Origin of the sequence: Leptolyngbya sp. DQ-M1 (assembly GCF_039962505.1) — a bacterium.
Classification (GTDB): Bacteria; Cyanobacteriota; Cyanobacteriia; order Leptolyngbyales; family Leptolyngbyaceae; genus Leptolyngbya.
The window spans coordinates 402,592-421,998 of sequence record NZ_JAMPLJ010000001.1 but is presented as its reverse complement, the minus strand read 5'-3'; the positions used below and the strand labels follow the sequence as shown (position 1 = coordinate 421,998).

15 protein-coding genes are annotated in these 19,407 nt (G+C 48.5%); 7 read left to right on the top strand and 8 right to left on the bottom strand.

The window, feature by feature from the left end:
- Positions 1-307: 307 nt before the first annotated feature.
- On the top strand, positions 308-487 hold the full coding sequence (locus tag NC981_RS02020; RefSeq protein WP_190378072.1) for a replication restart DNA helicase PriA: 180 nt from the start codon (positions 308-310) through the stop codon (positions 485-487).
- A 54-nt stretch (positions 488-541) separates the two neighbouring features.
- Here NC981_RS02020 and rlmN read toward each other — a convergent pair whose 3' ends face one another.
- Positions 542-1,558 carry a 23S rRNA (adenine(2503)-C(2))-methyltransferase RlmN gene (gene rlmN / locus NC981_RS02015; RefSeq protein ID WP_348241321.1) on the bottom strand — a complete coding sequence of 339 codons (1,017 nt, stop codon included), beginning with the start codon at positions 1,556-1,558 and terminating at the stop codon, positions 542-544.
- 525 nt (positions 1,559-2,083) lie between these two features.
- Between rlmN and NC981_RS02010 the strand changes: the two genes are divergently transcribed.
- The 3 genes from NC981_RS02010 to cobM are packed head-to-tail and all read left to right on the top strand — an operon-like array spanning position 2,084 to position 5,361.
- Entirely contained in the window at positions 2,084-3,640 is a 1,557-nt protein-coding gene (locus NC981_RS02010; RefSeq protein WP_348241320.1) for a PAS domain S-box protein, read from the top strand.
- Positions 3,641-3,693: 53 nt separating this feature from the next.
- Positions 3,694-4,545 carry a prolipoprotein diacylglyceryl transferase gene (gene lgt, locus NC981_RS02005; protein ID WP_348242022.1) on the top strand — a complete coding sequence of 284 codons (852 nt, stop codon included), beginning with the start codon at positions 3,694-3,696 and terminating at the stop codon, positions 4,543-4,545.
- A 6-nt stretch (positions 4,546-4,551) separates the two neighbouring features.
- On the top strand, positions 4,552-5,361 hold the full coding sequence (cobM, locus tag NC981_RS02000) for a precorrin-4 C(11)-methyltransferase (protein WP_348241319.1): 810 nt from the start codon (positions 4,552-4,554) through the stop codon (positions 5,359-5,361).
- Here cobM and argC read toward each other — a convergent pair.
- Positions 5,352-6,410: an N-acetyl-gamma-glutamyl-phosphate reductase gene (argC, locus tag NC981_RS01995; protein ID WP_348242021.1), complete on the bottom strand. Its 1,059-nt coding sequence runs from the start codon at positions 6,408-6,410 to the stop codon at positions 5,352-5,354. The genes cobM and argC overlap by 10 nt on opposite strands.
- Before the next feature lie 276 nt (positions 6,411-6,686).
- Between argC and ribBA the strand changes: the two genes are divergently transcribed.
- A complete protein-coding gene (gene ribBA / locus NC981_RS01990; RefSeq protein WP_190378077.1) occupies positions 6,687-8,381 on the top strand; it encodes a bifunctional 3,4-dihydroxy-2-butanone-4-phosphate synthase/GTP cyclohydrolase II in 1,695 nt (564 codons plus the stop codon).
- Positions 8,382-8,383: 2 nt separating this feature from the next.
- On the opposite strand, the gene nblS is transcribed toward ribBA, so the two are convergent.
- Together nblS and purD are read right to left on the bottom strand one after the other, a co-directional pair.
- Entirely contained in the window at positions 8,384-10,342 is a 1,959-nt protein-coding gene (gene nblS, locus NC981_RS01985) for a two-component system sensor histidine kinase NblS (RefSeq protein WP_348241318.1), read from the bottom strand.
- Positions 10,343-10,417: 75 nt separating this feature from the next.
- Positions 10,418-11,695 carry a phosphoribosylamine--glycine ligase gene (gene purD / locus NC981_RS01980; protein WP_348241317.1) on the bottom strand — a complete coding sequence of 426 codons (1,278 nt, stop codon included), beginning with the start codon at positions 11,693-11,695 and terminating at the stop codon, positions 10,418-10,420.
- A 230-nt stretch (positions 11,696-11,925) separates the two neighbouring features.
- Between purD and NC981_RS01975 the strand changes: the two genes are divergently transcribed.
- Positions 11,926-13,158 carry a hypothetical protein gene (locus NC981_RS01975; RefSeq protein WP_348241316.1) on the top strand — a complete coding sequence of 411 codons (1,233 nt, stop codon included), beginning with the start codon at positions 11,926-11,928 and terminating at the stop codon, positions 13,156-13,158.
- 65 nt (positions 13,159-13,223) lie between these two features.
- On the opposite strand, the gene NC981_RS01970 is transcribed toward NC981_RS01975, so the two are convergent.
- Positions 13,224-13,874 (bottom strand): response regulator transcription factor, encoded by a 651-nt coding sequence (locus tag NC981_RS01970; protein ID WP_190378081.1) that lies wholly within the window; start codon positions 13,872-13,874, stop codon positions 13,224-13,226.
- Between the two features lie 417 nt (positions 13,875-14,291).
- A complete protein-coding gene (locus NC981_RS01965; RefSeq protein ID WP_190378083.1) occupies positions 14,292-14,720 on the bottom strand; it encodes a ferredoxin in 429 nt (142 codons plus the stop codon).
- 143 nt (positions 14,721-14,863) lie between these two features.
- Between NC981_RS01965 and NC981_RS01960 the strand changes: the two genes are divergently transcribed.
- Positions 14,864-17,269 carry a glycosyl hydrolase family 65 protein gene (locus NC981_RS01960; RefSeq protein WP_348241315.1) on the top strand — a complete coding sequence of 802 codons (2,406 nt, stop codon included), beginning with the start codon at positions 14,864-14,866 and terminating at the stop codon, positions 17,267-17,269.
- On the opposite strand, the gene NC981_RS01955 is transcribed toward NC981_RS01960, so the two are convergent.
- Positions 17,262-17,549, bottom strand: coding sequence for a Uma2 family endonuclease (locus NC981_RS01955; protein WP_348241314.1), 288 nt, complete (start codon positions 17,547-17,549; stop codon positions 17,262-17,264). The two genes, NC981_RS01960 and NC981_RS01955, sit on opposite strands and share 8 nt — an antisense overlap.
- A 42-nt stretch (positions 17,550-17,591) precedes the next feature.
- Positions 17,592-19,301, bottom strand: coding sequence for an urease subunit alpha (gene ureC / locus NC981_RS01950; protein WP_348241313.1), 1,710 nt, complete (start codon positions 19,299-19,301; stop codon positions 17,592-17,594).
- Positions 19,302-19,407: the final 106 nt, after the last annotated feature.

The window sequence follows — 19,407 nt, the reverse complement described above, 5'->3', positions numbered from 1 at the left end:
GTTATTACGCTACTTTCTTTAAAGAAAGTAAGATATTTAAGCAGCCCTTTTTAGCTAAATTGAAACGCTCATCAAGCCGGGGATCACCCTGTAGATAGGTGATCCCTCGATTTGCCGACTCTAAAATAAGTATGAGATTTGAAGCGGCTGAGCTTTTTACCGCTAATAATATGAAGTAATTCGTCACAACAGTCTGCGAAGTCGTCGCAAATTTAGTAGCAATCACTACAACTGTTAAGCGAACATCAGCCGCTCAAAGCTCAAATTATTAATGTTTTGATTTAGCGATCGTATCGAGGAATTTAAAATGCAAGTCATTCAAGCTGTTCGGTGCCCGAACTGTGGTGATCATGCCGAGCGAATTCAAATTGAACCTGATCAATTGACGCGGACGCAGTGTGCCCAGTGCGATTATTTGATGATTACTTGCTCTAGAACAGGCAGAGTAATCGAAGCTTATGCACCGGGCATCTACGCGCGTCGATAAATTCTTTTGAAAGTCCTCAAAATGTGAGGACTTTCAATTGAGGACTTTCAACCTTTAAACTCCTGCAAAGGAAGCTCGGAGTTGACCACAGGCTGCATCCGCTTCTAAACCGCGTGTTTTACGAACGCTCACCGCAATATTCCGGTCTTTCAACGCATTCACAAACTGAGTAATCCGGCGCTGATCCGGTCTTTGATAATCGGCTTCACTGATCGGATTGTACGGAATCAGATTGACGTGACTCTGAAATCCACGCAGATGATCCGCAAGCTCGATCGCATGATCACGACAATCGTTCACACCCGCCAGCAAGATATATTCAAACGTCACCCGCCGCCCGGTCAGCTTCACGTACTCGCGGCACTCATCTAAGAGTGCTTCTAAGGGATACTGACGCGCACTCGGAATCAGGCGTTCTCTGACCGCTTGATTCGAGGCGTGCAAGCTCACTGCTAGTGTTGCTTGAAGGTGGTGATCCGCAAGTTTACGAATCCTACCGGGAATGCCTACTGTGGAAATCGTGATAAAGCGCCGACCAATGCCAATATCTTCATTCATCGATCGCACCGCGCTCAGTACATTCTCGACATTCAACAGGGGCTCACCCATGCCCATGAAGACAATGTTGCTGACGCGCTGTTGAAACACTTCCTGCACCGTGAGAACCTGATCCACAATTTCATGGCGTTCCAGGTTGCGCTCAAAGCCGCCTTTCCCAGTCGCGCAAAAATCACACGCCATCGGACAGCCCACTTGAGACGAGACACACACGGTCAGGCGCTTATCGCTAGGAATGCCGACTGTTTCGACAATCTGACCGTCACTCAAGCGCAATAGGAATTTTACGGTGCCATCGATCGATTTCGCCTGATGATAAATTTCCGATCGCCCGATCGCCCAATCTGCCATATCGGAGCGCCATTGTTTCGGGAATACAGAAATCTCAGACAGCGATCGTGCTCCTCGCTGATAAATCCATTGATGGAGCTGCTGTCCTCGATAGGCAGGCTGCTGCTGCTCTCTGACCCACTCGGTTAATTCTGGAAGGGATGCCCCTATTAAGGCTTTCATAGAAACTGAATAAAAAACTGTCGAAAATCTGGCGGTAACATCAACAAAACGCAGGCAAATTTTACTCGCTGAGCGGCACTGCATTATCAGGCGACTCCGGGCATTCGTTCCGTCAGGCTTCTATTCTAGACTGCATCATTCGCACTCTGGGAATTGCTCCAGCCGATTTGCGTATTTTTCGTGATTTCTTGTAAAACTACTTACTTGTTTTTAACAAATTAGAAAATCTACCCAAAGAATGATCCGTATAAACTCTGCTTTATGTTTTGCGGTCATGGTACAAACTTCTATGAGGATTTCAGAAATTGAATTGTCTTTCAAAGCCGTTTAGAATACCCGATCTAGAAGGTCAGCCTCTGTTTAAGTGGATTCAATATTGTTTCGTCGTTTGCCTGCACAGGCGATAAGATGAATGACCTTTGTCTAGCATCCTTTGATTCCTTTGCAAGTTATTGTTAATTTTCGTTCGCGATTCAAATCAGTTCTGATTCTTGCTCCTCACCTCAGCCTGGTAATTTTGTGGAAATGACAAATCACACACTTCCCGACAAACTTCTCCGTATTGGTTCTGTGGAGATTAGCCTGAGCCAATCGGAAGAACTGTTCCGAGCATATGTTGAAACTGCTAACGACATGGTTTACACCGTGGACTTAGAAGGACGATTGACCTATGTAAATTCATATGGTCAAAAACTGCTGGGATGTTCGCAAGAAGAAATTATCGGGCGATCGTATTTAGAATTTGTCTCTCCACCGCACCGGGATAGAACAACGCAAGCCTTCGCCAATTTGGTAGAAACAGGCGAACTCCGGGATTTTGAATTTGTGCTAATGACTTCACGCGGCACAGAAATTCATCTTGAAGTGAACGGAAAGCTTCTATTTCGTCACGATGAATTAATTGGCGGGATGGGAATTGGGCGAGATGTCACAGAACGGAAGCGAATCGAAAAGAAGCTGCAAATTTTTTCTCGCGCTGTAGAATCTGCGTATGACAGTACGGTGATTACTGACTTAGACGGCAAGATTCTCTATGCTAATCCAGCTTGCAGCAGAATTTTTGATTGGCAGACAGAAATGCTGGTGGGGACACATGCTGCTGTGTTTTATCCGGAGCGCAAGCAGACAGAATTACTGATTGCTCAAGCGATCGCAGGGGGTTGGAGTGGAGAAGTCACTTGCTTGCGGCGCAATGGTGATTTATTCCCGGCTTTGGTGTCGGTCAGTCCGGTTTTTGATGAAAACAATCAGCCAACTGCTGTTTCGATCATTACTCGCGATATTACTCAGCAAAAGCAAACTGAGGCAGAACTCGCAGCAAAAAATGATGAACTGGAACGCGCTAGCCGGATGAAGTCCGATTTCTTGGCGAATATGTCGCATGAGTTGCGAACTCCGCTGACTTCGATTTTGGGATTCTCGTCGATTCTGCAAAAGCAGATTTTCGGCGTTCTCAACCCAAAACAGCAGATTTACATTCATCAGATTTATCAGAGTGGACAGCATTTGTTAGGTCTAATCAACGATGTGCTGGACTTGTCGAAAGTGGAAGCAGGGCAATTGCGGCTGGAGCTTGCACCGATCGTTGTGGATGAATTGTGTGAGAAGACTTTATCGTTTGTCACTGAGCAAGCGCGATTAAAGGACTTGACGTTGCATTCATCGATCGAGCCTGGTTTAGAGCCGTTAATGGCGGATGAATTGCGGGTGCGGCAAATGTTGCTGAACTTGCTGTCGAATGCGATCAAGTTTTCAACCGAAGGTGGCGAAATTGGTCTCACGGTGAAAATGTGTGGTGAAATGCTCGATCTCACCGTTTGGGATCACGGCATTGGCATTCCCGAAGACAAGCAGCACCTTCTGTTTCATCCCTTCCAGCAGGTCGATGGTTCATTGTCGCGCAAGCATGAGGGGACAGGACTAGGACTGGCGCTGACGAAGAAATTGGCAGAACTGCATTCAGGTACCGTCGTGATGCATTCGAGAGAGGGTGAAGGCAGTCAGTTCACGATTCTGTTGCCGATGGATTTGCAGCATCCGGCAACCGTGGGAACGATCGCGATCGAGCCAAATCGCAGGTAAATCCACCGGTGAGAGATGTTATGGTGATCAGTGCCATTTCTCGGTTTGGATTTATGCTGTCTGATGTTGTTTTGGCGTTTCAGTTTACCTCTCCCGGACGCGGCATTGAGTTAGGCCCGTTGTCGATCCGGTGGTATGGCGTTTTGATTGCGTCGGCGGTGCTGATTGGGGTGAATTTGTCTCAGTATCTGGCATCCCGACGGCAGGTAAATCCAGATTTGATTAGCGATCTGGCAATTTGGTTGGTGCTGGCTGCGATTCCGAGTGCAAGGCTGTATTACGTGATTTTTCAGTGGCGCGATTATGCTGCCAATCCCGCCTCGATTTTTGCAATTTGGCAGGGTGGAATTGCGATTCATGGGGCGATTTTAGGCGGTGTGATTGCAGCACTGATTTTTGCCCGGTTGAAGCGGGTATCGTTCTGGCAGTTGGCAGATTTGGTCGCACCCTCGCTGATTTTGGGACAGGCGATCGGGCGATGGGGAAATTTCTTCAATTCAGAAGCATTCGGGAGTCCGACCGATTTACCCTGGAAGTTATTCATTCCGCTCGATCGTCGTCCGCTGGGTCTAGAAAATGTTGCATATTATCATCCGACATTTTTGTATGAATCGTTGTGGAATTTAGGCGTATTTGCGCTGTTGATGTTCCTATTCTTCAAACGTCCTCGGCTGAAAGTTGGAACACTATTTCTTACCTATTTAGTTGGATACAGTGCAGGTCGCGTTTGGATTGAGGGATTGCGAACCGATAGCTTGATGCTGGGCTTTTTGAGGATGGCGCAGGTGGTGAGTTTAACCGGAATTGCGATCGGAGCTCTCGGTTTAGTGTGGCTGTACGTGCTGCGGAGATCGCTGCCTGATGTTGTGCCTGACCCAAACACCCCGGATTCCCAACCTTCTTAGAAAAATATGTTGCATCATGCGCTTCCGCCTGCCGTCTACATTGTGGGTGCAGGGCCGGGAGATCCAGATTTACTCACCGTTAAAGCGCAAAAACTGATCGCGCAGGCAGATACGATCGTCTTTGCCGATTCGCTTGTGCCGCCGGAAATCCTTGAAGGCGCTCGATCGGATGCGGAAGTGATTCCGACCGCAGATAAGACGCTAGAGGAGATTTTGCCGATTTTGATTGAGCGAGTACGATCGCAGAAATCCGTTGTGCGGCTTCACTCAGGCGATCCATGCCTGTATAGCGCCATTCAAGAGCAAATGCAGGCACTGTTTGAAGCTGAGATTCCATTTGAGATTGTTCCTGGAATCAGCGCGTTTCAGTTGGCTTCTGCGCGATTGCGGGTTGAATTTACTGTTCCTGGATTGGTGCAATCGATTATTCTGACGCGCAGCAGCGGACGGACTCAAGTGCCGGAATCAGAAGAACTCTCCTCGTTAGCGGCACACCGATCGACCCTCTGCCTTTATCTCAGTGCAAGACATATTGAGTCTGCACAGCAAAAATTAATGCAGCATTACCCCGCAGAAACTCCAGTTGCAATCTGTTTTCGGCTCGGTTGGTCAGATGAAAAAATCCGGCTCGTTCCACTGAGTCAAATGGCAGAAGTGACGCAGCAAGAGAACTTAGTGCGAACGACGCTCTATGTGATTAGTCCGGCGCTGAGCGCTGCAACCGTACCTTATGAATTTGCAGGAACCGATCAAGTGACAGGTAGGCGATCGCAGCTTTACAACCCAAACCACGATCGTTTATTTCGTCAAGGATAGAAGCTAAATTTCGGCAATCCGAGCGTTTCATCCCAGCCCATCATAATGTTGAGGCATTGGATCGCTTGCCCCGCTTGACCTTTGAGCAGGTTATCGATCGCCGACATCACAATCACTCGACCTGTTCGAGCATCGACTTCGATGCCGATGTAGCAAAGGTTTGTACCACACGCCCATTTTGTCTGCGGATATGTGCCACTCGGCAACAGCTTCACCCAGGGGGACGATCGATAGAACGCGCTATAAATCGTCAGCAAATCATCGCGTACCAATCCCGGATCGCGTAACGTCGCGTAAACTGTGGCTAAAATTCCTCGCACCATCGGAATTAAGTGCGGCGTGAACTGAATCAGCACTTCATGTCCGGCTAAGTCGCTACACACCTGCTCGATTTCTGGTGTGTGTCGGTGTCGCGCTACGCCGTAAGCACCGAGAGAATTATCTGCCTCAGCTAAAAGGAAATTCGTTTTTGCAACCCGACCCCCGCCAGAAGTACCGGATTTTGCATCGATAATTGCGGTTTCTGGAACGATTAATCCCTGCTTTAACAACGGAGACAGCGCTAATAAACTTGCAGTCGGGTAACAGCCTGGACAACCGACCAGTTGCGCTTGAGCAATTCGATCGCGATACAGTTCGGGTAATCCATACACTGCCGTTTCAGCGATCGCTTGATCGCTACGATCGCCACCGTACCACTGCTTATACACCGCCAAATCTGAGAAGCGATAATCTGCTGAAAGATCCAACACCTTACAGCCCTTCTCGATCAGCACCGGAGCCATTTTTAACGCTAAACCATTCGGCAGCGATAAAAATACCACGTCGCACCGAGCAGCAATCTCATCAAGGTTGATCGCTTCAATTTGCTGATGGACGGCGTGAAACAGATGTGGATACTGAGTTGCGAAATCCTGCCCGACGGTACTATCCCCGCCTAAATACGTCAATTCTAGACGCGGATGTTCGAGCAACAGGCGAACCAGTTGAACTCCTCCATAGCCTGAAGCTCCGACTATTCCCACGGAGACTCGTTCTGAATCACCCATATTGCCTCGACTTTCCCGTGAATGACCTTTATGTTTGCTGCATTGTAATGCCGATCGCGCCATTCTCAAAGCAGATTCTCAAGAAATTGAGTTGTTGCCTCTCAATCTAGAGGTTGACCTGTTTCAGAACTGCTCACTCCGATACTATAGCTATCTAGGCATTCCCCCAAAAAGAACTACAATTGTACGAAACTACGCTTGAACACCCAGTTCTGTAGTCCGAAGAATTACAATCAAAGAACAGTCCGCTTCAAGAATCTTTACGGTGTAGTCGCCTTGAACTTCTCTGTTAATTCGTCTCAATCAACTTATACTCAGCCGTCTACCTTCGATACGATCGAGGATGCGTTAACTGACCTGAAAGCGGGTCGGGCAATCGTGGTGGTCGATGATGAAAATCGGGAAAACGAGGGAGATGTGATCTGCGCGGCGCAGTCTGCCACGGCTGACATGATCAATTTCATGGCAGTATATGCGCGGGGTCTGATCTGTCTTGCTATGACCGGAGAGCGATTAGATGAACTCGATATTCCACTAATGGTGCGGGAGAATACCGATAGTAATCAAACTGCATTTACCGTCAGCATTGATGCGTCTCCGCGAGTGGGAGTGACAACGGGAATTTCGGCAGACGATCGGGCGAGAACGATTCAAGTGGTGCTCGATCCGACTACGCGCCCTGCGGATTTGCGTCGTCCGGGTCATATCTTCCCGATTCGAGCCAGAGAAGGGGGAGTGCTTAAACGCGCTGGACATACCGAAGCCGCAGTCGATTTAGCGCGGCTTGCAGGACTGTATCCGGCGGGCGTAATTTGCGAAATTCAGAATCCGGACGGTTCGATGGCGCGGCTACCGGAGTTAATCGAATATTCCAAAGCGCACAATCTCAAGATTATTAGCATTGCGGATCTGATTAGCTATCGATTGCGCCATGAGCGCTTTGTGCATCGTGAAACGATCGCAGATCTGCCCTCGCAATTCGGGCACTTCAAAATTTACGGCTACCGGAACTTATTAGACCATACCGAGCATGTGGCGATCGTTAAAGGGGATCCGGCGGAATTTAACGATCAGCCTGTGATGGTGCGGGTACATTCAGAGTGCTTGACCGGGGATTCGCTCGGCTCATTGCGGTGTGATTGTCGGGTACAGCTTGAAGCGGCGCTGAAGATGATTGAGCATAATGGCTCTGGCGTGGTGGTGTATCTGCGGCAAGAAGGGCGCGGCATTGGGCTGGTCAATAAACTGAAGGCGTATTCGCTGCAAGATATCGGGCTGGACACAGTCGAAGCGAATGAGCGATTAGGCTTTCCGCCGGATTTGCGCGATTACGGAGTCGGCGCTCAGATTCTGAATGATCTGGGCGTGAAGCAGATTCGCTTGATTACTAATAATCCGCGCAAAATCGCAGGCTTAAAAGGCTACGGCATCGAAATGGTCGATCGCGTTCCGTTACTCACCGAAGCGACGACTTATAATTCGAGCTACTTGACGACGAAAGCGGAAAAGCTTGGACACTTGTTTCTGCGGACTTATTTGGTGACGATCGCGCTGCATCTAAGTGATGACTTTAATTCGGTGACAGAACGATATGCGCTGTTAGAAAAACTGCGGCATCTTGCTAAATCTCAAGATCTGATGCTGCAAGAAGAAGCGCGACCTGTGGCGTTAGCGTTGTTCGATCGTGCTTCGTTGATCGTGAATTTGGGGTTTGAGCAGGAAATCATCCATGATGCAGACTGGTACAAGGCTCCACAGCACCCCCTGACGAGCGCAATTGCCCAAATTCTGGATCAGGTTTCAACCAGCTTTGAAATGGAGAAATTAGAGTTTCTAGTTTCACCCGGAACCGATCCGCTGATCGGATTGCAAATCCAACTCGATCGCCAAACGTTTCCGATCGATCATTTGCCCTCAAAGGTCTGTGAATCGCTCTCAACCCAAACGATCTATAGCTTTGAGAAACCGTAAGTTCAGGGTGCATTCACCGCTTCAGCAAGTCTTACAGGCTCGGTTGTGGTTTCGATCAAGTGTGAGTTCTCTTGAAACACAACTAAATCAAACCAGAACGTTGTCCCACAGCCAACTTCGCTCACCAGTCGAACATGACTGCGATGGCGCTCGATAATGTTTTTGACGATCGACAGTCCCAATCCCGTTCCTTCGAGCGTATGAACTCGGTTTTCCACGCGGAAGAAGCGATCGAAAATGGCTTCTTGATCGACTCCATCGATTCCAATTCCGGTATCACCGATTTCAACGCGCACAAATCGCTGGGATTGAGATTCATGCGCTGGTAGCGAGTAAGCGCGGATTGCCACTTTTCCACCCGCTTCGGTGAATTTCAAAGCATTACCCACCAAATTCGCAAAGACTTGAAGCAGCAAATCGTAGTGTCCAAACACAGGTGGTAAGTTTGGCTCGATTTCTTGAATCAGTTCGATGCCTTTATCTTTGGCGTTGAGTTGGTAAGTTCTGAGAATTTGTTCGATCGGCTGCACCAGATCGATCGCTTCAAAGTGATAAATCTTGCACGATTCCAAACGCGAGAGATCCAGAACATCGTTGACTAAGCGGGTAAGACGATCGGTTTCTCGATTGGCAGTTTCAAGAAATTCGAGTTTCTGAGTTTCGGTGAGTTCTTCACCGTATTCGTAAAGCGTTTCGATAAACGATTTGATATTAAATAATGGCGTTCTGAGTTCGTGAGAAACGTTGCTGATAAATTGGCTTTTTGCTTCGTTGAGTTCGACTTCGCGAGTAATATCCTGCACTGTGACCGCAATGCCTTTCACGTTCTCACGCACCGGATCAACCACAGCATTTAACAGAACGCGCAAAGTACGATTATTCGGTTCGATCGCGGTAATCCGAAATTCTGCCTCCTCCCGCACTTCGCCCCGCGCCATCTGAAACAGCGGTCTTGTCAGTTCAACTTGAACCGCGACCGGAAAGGCATAAAGCGCGTTTTCGCCTTCGATCGCTTTGTTCTCCCATCCGAAAATCTTTCGTGCTGTCGGATTGGCTAACACGATTTGCATATTGGCATCGAGCAGCACTGCTCCATCTGCGATCGTCGAAATTAGGGTTTCTAATTTGGCTTTTTCTGCGGTCAATTCTTCGATGTTTTGTTCTTCGTAGCGCTCTAGCCGCTCTGCCATGTCGTTAAAGCTGTCAATGAGTCCACTCAGTTCAACACCCGCGCCAACAGGCAGATCCACGCGCTGCTTAAAGTTGCCTTTGGCAATATTGCGCACCCCGATGACTAATTCACGAATCGGCTTGGTAATTTGCAGCGCATTAAACACCGCCCCCAAAATCACCATCACCCAGATTGAGACGAATACCGCGATCGTCACATCTCGCGTCAAGTGCGAAGAAGTGACCACGGTTGGATTCGGATTCGTGCCGATCGCCAAAACGCCGAGATATTTGCCCTCGGACACCAGCGGCACAAATACATCCGTCACCTCACCATCCGGAGTGAGATGCTGGCGTACCAGCGGATGATCCGTGCGTTCTGTAAAATCTTCGGGCAGTTGAATTTTGCGCTGAATCGTTAGCGAGTTCTGCACCTGAGCATCGGAAAAAGGAATCCCAAAAAAGATGTTGCCGTCCGCATCGGCGTAGAGCATATAGCGAATGCTGGCAGTGCTGCTATAAAAGCGATGCGAAAAGCGAGCCAGTTCCGTTCGATTCTCCTCGTTTATCAGGGGCGCAACGTTCGCCGCCATCAGTAAACCCAAATCGCTGCCGAAGCGCGTATCGTTCAACCGCGCATCCATCTGGATTGTATTGACCGCCCAGAAGGTTAAGCCACTCATCACGATCGACACGACCAAAGTAGCTGCCGCCATGAGTTTTGTCTGGAGGCTAAAACCAGACCACCAGCGACGTAGAACATCCGGAATTTGGGCAACGAGGGATGACACGGTGAAGATTATGAATAAAGAACAAACTGCGAAGCATCATAACAACTTGTTTCTGTCTTCGCGTTTTTCTTCATCTTACTTCGTCTTTACGCGGCTACCAATGTCACGGCGGTAGTACATTCCCTCAAACTGAATGCGATCGACCGCTCGATAAGCCGCCTCGATCGACTGATCGAACGTTTCACCGATCGCCGTGACTCCAAACACTCGTCCACCGTCTGTGATTAATTGCGCTTGCTTTAATTGCGTTCCCGCATGAAACACAGCCGCTCCGGTTTCTTCTGCCGCTTGGATGCCGCTGACGGGTAGTCCCTTTGGATGGCTCCCCGGATAGCCACCGGCAGCCACCACCACGCAAGTTGCTGCACCCGATTTCCACTCAATCTCAGGAAAATCTGCAAGTTTCTGCTGGGCGCAAGCGTACAAAAGCTTTTCTAACGGCGTTTCAAGCAGCGGCAAAATCGCTTGCGTTTCTGGATCACCGAATCGACAGTTAAATTCGATCACTTTTGGATCGCCTTCAGGCGTAATCATCAATCCTGCATACAAAACGCCGCGATAATCGATCTTGCGATCGCGCAGTACCCGAATTGCAGGTTCGAGAATTTCTTGCTGAATTCGATTCATCAACTCTGGAGTTGCGATCGGAGCCGGAGCGTAAGCCCCCATGCCGCCTGTGTTCTCTCCGGTATCGCCTTCGCCAATCCGCTTATGGTCTTGAGCAGGCAATAGTGGGCGAATCGTTAAGCCATCGGTGACAGCCAAAATTGAGACTTCTTGACCCATCAGGCATTCTTCGATCACAACTTGGCTTCCGGCTGCACCAAACTGACCGGAGAAACAGGCAGCGATCGCGCCCTCTGCCTGCTCCACAGATTCGGCTACAGTCACCCCTTTTCCGGCAGCAAGTCCATCGGCTTTAATCACGATCGGCGCACCCTGAGCGCGGACATAATTCTTTGCCGACTCTGCATCGGTGAACACCTCAGCCTTTGCGGTTGGAATTCCTGCTTCTTGCATCAACGCTTTTGCCCAAGCCTTACTCGACTCGATTTGTGCTCCCGCTTGAGTCGGCCCAAACACTGTTAAGCCTTGCTGTCTTAGAAAGTCTGTAATTCCAAGCGAGAGCGGCAACTCAGGCCCCACGACCACCATGCCAATATTGTTCACCAGCGCATATCGCGCCATGCCCGCAAAGTCGTCGATCGATAGCGGCAAATTACGGCAATTTTTCAGAGAAGCCGTGCCGCCATTGCCCGGAATACACACCACTTGCTGTACCTGCGGAGACTGCAAGAACTTCCAAGTTAGAGCGTGTTCGCGCCCACCATTGCCAACGACCAAAATTCTCACAGTTTCCTCGCTCAGGCTCTTTTTGAATGAATCTAACGAACAGCGCGATCGATTTAATCACACCCAGTCCAGTACAAATCTTAAGCCTAAGTGTAAAATCTTCGATACACAGAAATGATAATTTTTAGGTTTTAACTTCTAATTCGATGAAGTTGTAGAAGGTTTGCTGTATTGTGCTGAAACTTTTCGATAACCTGAGATTCTGGTAAAGAAAGACCTAAGACATCATCATGACCCTACTGCGCTACTGGAGCGGAATCGCAGGCACGATCGTCTGTAGCTTGAGCATGACACTCAGCATCAATGCGGCTGATCCCCCGGCAAAACCGCAACTTCCAGACCGATTCTACAATCCTTTAGAGCTAAGCACGCCTGACCCCTTGCTTCCCGGTGGCTTAAACCGCCCGCTGCCCGAAGCTGAGAAGCAAGCGCTGAGAACGGCACTTGATCGACTCGACACGGAAGCCGGCGCAAAACTGCGATCGGGCGATTCTTTGGGTGCGTTTGATATTTGGAATCGTGAATTACGGTTAAGACGAGCGCTGGGATTGCTCGAAGAAGTGCAGGCGTTAGGACGAGTCGGAAATATCGCTTGGGTGCAGAACCAGCCGAATCAGGTGAGGGTTATCACAAATCGACTTTCGGCTATTCAAACCCAGATTCAGCAACCGCAGAACAATCAGCCCGTACCGCCTGATCGCGCACAGATCCTCCCCGCTTTAGGACTTGCATTTCAGCAAGTGCGATCGCCCGGACTGGCGCTGAAGGTTTATCAGCAGATGTTAACGGAAGCGAGAGCGCGTCAAGATGCTGCCGCCGAACTCAATTTACTCAACACGATCGGGCAATTGCACCTCAGTTGGTTTAATTATCCGGATGCGATCGCAACTTATACAGAACTCTTAAATATTGCAAAGGCGCGTAACGATGCTCAGAACGTGACGGCGAATTTAGCTCAGCTTGCCTATATTTCTGAGCAAGCCAAACAGCCCGCTCAGGCGATCGCCTACCAACAGCAGTTAATTGACATCTATCAGCGTGATCCTCAGCAAGCCAGATTGATTCCCGCACTCAAACTGCGACAGGCGGATAATTATGCGGCAACAAATCAATTAGAGGCAGCAGAAAAGGTTTACCAAGAAACGTTTGAACTTGCAGCACCGCTGTTACAGTTTGCCTACGCGAGCGATGCGCTCCGAAAATTGGGAGCGCTATATCGATCAAACAATCGCCTTGATGCGGCGCTGCAAGTTTATCAATATCTCGCAGGCGTCCAGCAGCAGGCTTACGATACGTTCGGCGTGATGGATGCCTACGATCAAATTGGACAAATTCAGCTTCAGCGCAATGCACGAACAGAGGCGGCAAATGCCTTTCGTCAAGGGTTAGAAGTGGCTCAACAAATCAACTACAGAGTGGATTACTTTACCGAACAACTCCAGAAGATTCAGGCGGCACGTTAACAAAAAGGGCGGCACGATCGTGCCGCCCCTAAACTCTTGATGAGATTTAACTTATGAGATTTAACCTACGCCATGCTATTTTCGATCGCCCACCGCGCCAACTCGGTGCGGTTGTGCAATCCGGTTTTACCGAGCATATTGCTGACGTGGCTTTCGATCGTGCGTTGACTCACGTTTAATTCTTCGGCAATCTCACGATTCGCCATGCCTCGCGCCACAAACTGAACCACCCTTAATTCAGTCGGCGTTAATTCCACATCAAACGGCACCTGAATCTTAGGAGCCGTTTCGCCGCCTTTGGCATCCTTATGCTGAATCAGACGCGAAGCCTGCTTGAGCGAGGATTCCACCTGTGCCACCAGTTCTTCTGGCTCAAACGGCTTCACCATATACACATCCGCGCCGATATTCAGACCTTTTACTCGGTCTTGGCTCTGACCTTTAGCAGAGAGAAACAACACTGGAATCCAGCTTGTTTTGGGGTCTTGGCGGATGTTGCTTACGAGTTGATAGCCGTCCATTTCTGGCATCATCACATCGCAAATAATCATATCTGGGATATCTTGCTCTAGGACTTCCAGCGCTTCCCGCCCGTTTTCTGCGGTGACGACTTCGTATCCCCGGAACTCCAGATAATCTTTAACCAACAGAATTAGGTTAGGGTCATCATCAATCAACAGCAAGCGTCTGTGATTCCCTGAACTGGTTTCCTTCATGCTGTGCTACTCGCTCTGCCTGAATCTAAATCAACATTTACACAAATCGACTTCATGACTGAGCTATCTTACCGATTCTGAGCGTTCAGAGTCGTGTATTTCGGCTCAACAGTACGGATTATTCTGGCTGATCGGACTCGAAGTTGATTCAAGAACTGAAACCATCCAGATTTTTATCTAATCTATATGTCATGCGCCATTATATCCGACTCGTCAAGAAGTTAAACTTTTTTCGGATGCAGCCGGGGCAGGGGGCAACGATCGCGATCCAAGCGCATGGACTATTTGCTACAAAATCAATCTAGTAGTGTTTAAACAATCTCGGAAATGAAGTGAGAGTGATTGATTTTGACGATCGTAAAGCACGAACTCTCTCAACATTTATTAATTTTCACTCTCTTAAAGGTTTAGTTTTTCTTAGTCAGAAGCTACCGGATCTTCGTTCTTTTTAGAAGGGTTTTCTGGTTGCGGAAGCGGATGTCTCAAAAGAACAAACTCTTCAACAATCCGATTGCCAATCAGGTGTTCTTGGATAATCCGTTCAATCACTTCTGGTGTAACGGAGTGGTACCAAACGCCATCGGGATAGACGACTAGAATCGAGCCGCGATCGCAAACCCTTAAGCAGTTTGCTTTGGTGCGAAACACACAGCTTGGACGCTCAGCAGTGGGCTTGTCTAACTCTAGTTCTCGTAAGCGTTTTTTCAAATAGTTCCAAGCTTCGATCCCCGCTTCTTTGCTGCAACATAAGGGCTTTGTTTGATCAGCGCAAATGAAGATATGCCGATCGATGCGATCGAGTCCCAAGGTTTGAATACAAGTTGAAAACGAGTCAGATGCAGTCATAGATACCTATTCAAACAAGAAATACGCAAATCAGCACGATCGCCAAAATTATGTAGAAAGTCAGATGCAGCGATTCCCCCGAAATTACAGGATGAGAGCAAATTCGATTACTCGCGTTCATTGTTCTCATACGCTTAGACCCAATGCTACATCGTAAACTGATCCATCCGCCAAAGCACATTTATCCACATGATCCTTGGCGGTGGGTTGAAACTGAGTTCTACCCGCAACGCCTTGCCCAGATGGAAACTTTATTTTCTACTGCTAATGGCTATGTCGGAATGCGTGGGGGGTGTGAGGAAGGCAATCCGGTGGCGCAAAACGGGACATTCATTAATGGCTTCTATGAGTCGTATGAGATTGAGTATGCGGAAGCGGCATATGGCTATGCGAAAACCGGACAGACGATCGTCAGCGTGACTGACAGTAAGCCGATTAAGCTTTATGTTGATGATGAACTATTTTATTTGCCGACTGCAACTTTGTTGCAGTTTGAACGCGCTCTGAATATGCAGGCGGGGACGCTCGATCGAGAAATTCTCTGGGAAACGCCGTCGGGAAAGCAGGTTTTGATCCGATCGCAGCGATTGATATCGCTTGTGCAGCGTCATGTGGCGGCGATTTCCTATGAAGTCACTTTGCTCAATGCAGAAGCGCCGATCGTCATTTCTTCGGAAGTCCGCTACGAGCCAGAAGGCGGTAGCAACAGCAACGATCCAAGATTGGCGAAGAAGTTTAAAGAGCGGGTTCTCCTTCCGCAACAACAGACCAAGTGCGATCGCCGATTGATTCTCAGTCACCAAACTCGAAATAGTCACATGACAGTTGCCTGTGGTGTCGATCATCAGTTTGAGGCAGACTGTGCTTATGAGTACACCAGCGATTGTTCTGAAGATGATGGCAAAGTGGTCTTTAGCATTGATGGAAAGCCCAATGTAACGATTCGATTGATCAAGTTTATTACTTACCATCATTCGGGGCGCTGTTCGAGTCAGGAATTGCACGATCGCGCAGAACGGACGCTCGATCGAACGATGAAACAAGGCTTTAATGCACTCCTGAAAAGCCAATGTGACTATCTCGATGATTTTTGGTATCGCAGTGATATTGAGATTGATGGCGCACCCGATCACCCCGATGAAACACCAGAGCGGTTACAGCAAGTTCTGAGATTTAATCTGTTCCACATTTTGCAAGCTTCGGCGCGATCAGAGGGAGCGGGAATTCCATCAAAAGGATTGACCAGCCAAGCCTATGATGGACATTACTTCTGGGATGCAGAAATCTATGTGATGCCATTTCTAACTTATACGGCACCCTCGATCGCAAAGAATCTATTAATGTTCCGCTATCAAATGTTGGATCAAGCAAGACAGCGGGCAAAGGAAGTAAGTCAGGCAGGGGCATTGTTCCCCTGGAGAACCATCAACGGGGAAGAAGCTTCGGCTTATTATGCAGCAGGAACGGCTCAGTATCACATTGATGCTGACATTATGTATGCCCTAAAAAAGTATGTAAAAGTCACGCAGGACGATGAGTTTCTTTGTCAGGTTGGAGCAGAGATGCTCGTGGAAACAGCGCGAATGTGGTTTAGCTTAGGATTTTTCTCACCGCGATCGAACAACCAATTCTGCATTCATGCAGTGACAGGGCCGGATGAATACAACACTGTGGTTGATAACAACACTTACACCAATTTGATGGCAAGAGAGAACCTTTGGTATGCTGCCAAAGTGGTGCGACAACTGCACAATGAGTATCCCGATCGCTTTGCTGCGCTAGCTGCAAAAATTCAAGTTGAACTTTCAGAAGCGGATGACTGGCAAAGAGCAGCCGACTCAATGTATCTTGCTTTTGACGAGAAGCTAGGCATTCACTTACAGCACGATGGATTTTTAGAGCAAGAGGTTTGGGATTTTGAGAACACACCTGCTGAGAAGTATCCTCTGCTGCTTCACTTCCATCCTTTGGTAATCTATCGACATCAAGTGATCAAGCAAGCTGACATTGTGTTAGCAATGTTTTTATTGGGGCATGAGTTTTCGCGAGAGCAAAAGCGCCAGAACTTTGAGTATTATGATCCGCTAACAACAGGTGATTCTTCGCTATCTGTGTGTATTCAAAGCATTGTTGCAGCAGAAATCGGCAAAATGGATCAAGCGATCGACTATGCCCGCTATGCCACCTTGATGGATTTAGGCGATGTGGCAGGAAATGTAGAAAATGGATGCCACATTGCCTCAATGGGCGGAACCTGGATGGTGTTAGTGTATGGATTCGCAGGCTTACGCGATTCTGATGGAGGGTTTTCGTTCCATCCTCGGCTACCAAAGACCTTAAAGCGGATGAAGTTTGCGCTGATTTTACAAGGGCAGCGGTTAGAAGTTGAGATTACGCACGACAAAGCAACTTACTTGCTACGAGAAGGAACGAAATTAACGATCGAGCATCAGGGCGAAACCATTATTCTGGGTGCGGAAGAACCTGTATCGATGGCAATTAAACCAATCGACAAGATAGAAACTTGCATTCAGGATCAGTCTAGGTAAATAGAACTACGATCGGCATTCTAAATCCAGGCAACATTGCACTTGTGATCTCATCACCCGGAAACAATGTTGCGGCTAGCGCGAGGGTAGCGGATTCTCGGCGGTAAACTTCCATTTGTTGAGCTTGCCAATCAATGATCCAATACTCTCGCACTCCTCGCGCTGAATAAAAGCGGAGTTTGAGTTCGCGATCAATAATTTCATATCGTCGGTCATCCTCCGGAGGTAGCTCTAGATCTGCGATCGTCCACCGCATCCGATCAGTAATGGGTTGATTCATGCTCTACCTCACTGGTTGCAATATCTTGATCTTAACAATGACTCAGAACAAAAAATAACGTTGCGCCATGGGTAAAACCGTTGCAGGTTCGCAAGTTAATAGTTCGCCATCTGCCCGAACTTGATACGTCTCTGCATCTACTTCCATGTGAGGGAGTGCATCATTCAGTTTCATATCGCGTTTGGTCAGACTGCGAATTCCAGAAACGGGGACTAATCGACGTTTCAAATGCAGCGAATCTAAATTACCTTTCTTCAACGAAGCCTGAGAAACAAAGGTGAGAGAGATGGGCGCGATCGCTTGACCAAAACTGCCAAACATCGGACGCATATGTACAGGTTGCGGAGTCGGAATACTCGCATTTGCATCACCCATCTGTGACCAAGCGATCATTCCTCCTTTGATTACCATTTCTGGCTTGACTCCAAACATTGCAGGTCGCCACAAACACAAATCGGCTAACTTACCAACTTCAACCGATCCAACGTGATCCGCAATGCCATGAGTGATTGCAGGATTGATCGTGTACTTGGCAACATAGCGTTTGGCTCGGAAATTATCATTCCGATCGCTATCCTCTGATAATGCTCCCCGTTGTACTTTCATCTTGTGTCCGGTTTGCCAGGTGCGAATGATCACTTCTCCGATGCGTCCCATTGCTTGCGAGTCGGAAGACAACATACTAAATGCACCAATATCATGCAGAATGTCTTCGGCCGCGATCGTTTCTCGGCGAATCCGCGATTCTGCAAAGGCAACATCTTCGGGAATGCTCGGATCAAGATGGTGACACACCATCAACATATCTAAGTGCTCATCTAAAGTGTTCTGGGTGTAAGGGCGAGTCGGATTGGTCGAAGAGGGCAATACGTTCGCCTCACCACAAACTTTAATGATGTCTGGAGCGTGCCCGCCGCCTGCACCTTCGGTGTGATAAGTGTGAATGACGCGATTTTTGAAGGCTGCGATCGTATCTTCAACAAAGCCTGCTTCGTTTAAGGTATCGGTGTGAATGGCAACTTGTACATCATAGTCATCAGCCACGCTTAAACAGGTATCGATCGCCGCAGGTGTGGTTCCCCAGTCTTCGTGCAGCTTCAGTCCCATTGCGCCCGCTTTGATCTGTTCTTCGAGTGCATCCGGTTGGCTCGAATTTCCCTTGCCTAAGAATCCTAAGTTCATCGGGAAGGCTTCTGCCGCTTGCAGCATTCGATGAATGTACCAAGGTCCGGGAGTGCAAGTCGTGGCATTCGTTCCCGCAGCAGGTCCTGTTCCGCCACCGATCATCGTTGTAACACCCGATGCGATCGCAACTTCGATCTGTTGCGGACAGATAAAGTGAATGTGAGTATCAATTCCGCCTGCGGTGAGGATCAGGCCTTCTCCGGCGATCGCTTCAGTGCCAGGGCCAATAATGATCGTGACATCGTCTTGAATATAGGGATTTCCAGCTTTACCGATCGCATGAATCTTCCCATCCTTAATTCCCACATCTGCTTTCACAATGCCCCACCAGTCAAGGATCAGTGCATTGGTAATCACTGCATCAACCGCACCCTCTTCATTGGTAATCGGCGATTGTCCCATGCCATCGCGAATCACTTTCCCGCCGCCGAATTTCACTTCATCCCCGTAAGTGGTCAGGTCTTGTTCGACTTCGATGATCAGTTCAGTATCCGCAAGCCGGACGCGATCACCGACAGTCGGGCCAAAAGTTTCGGCATAGGCGCGGCGATTCATGCGATAGCTCATAAGGCAACCCTCGGAAAATTCTCGGTTGTTTATTATCAGATGGATTTAGAGCAGATGCAGAAGGCTTTAGGATTTTGACTGATTTTGACGGGCGATCGTGGGTGAT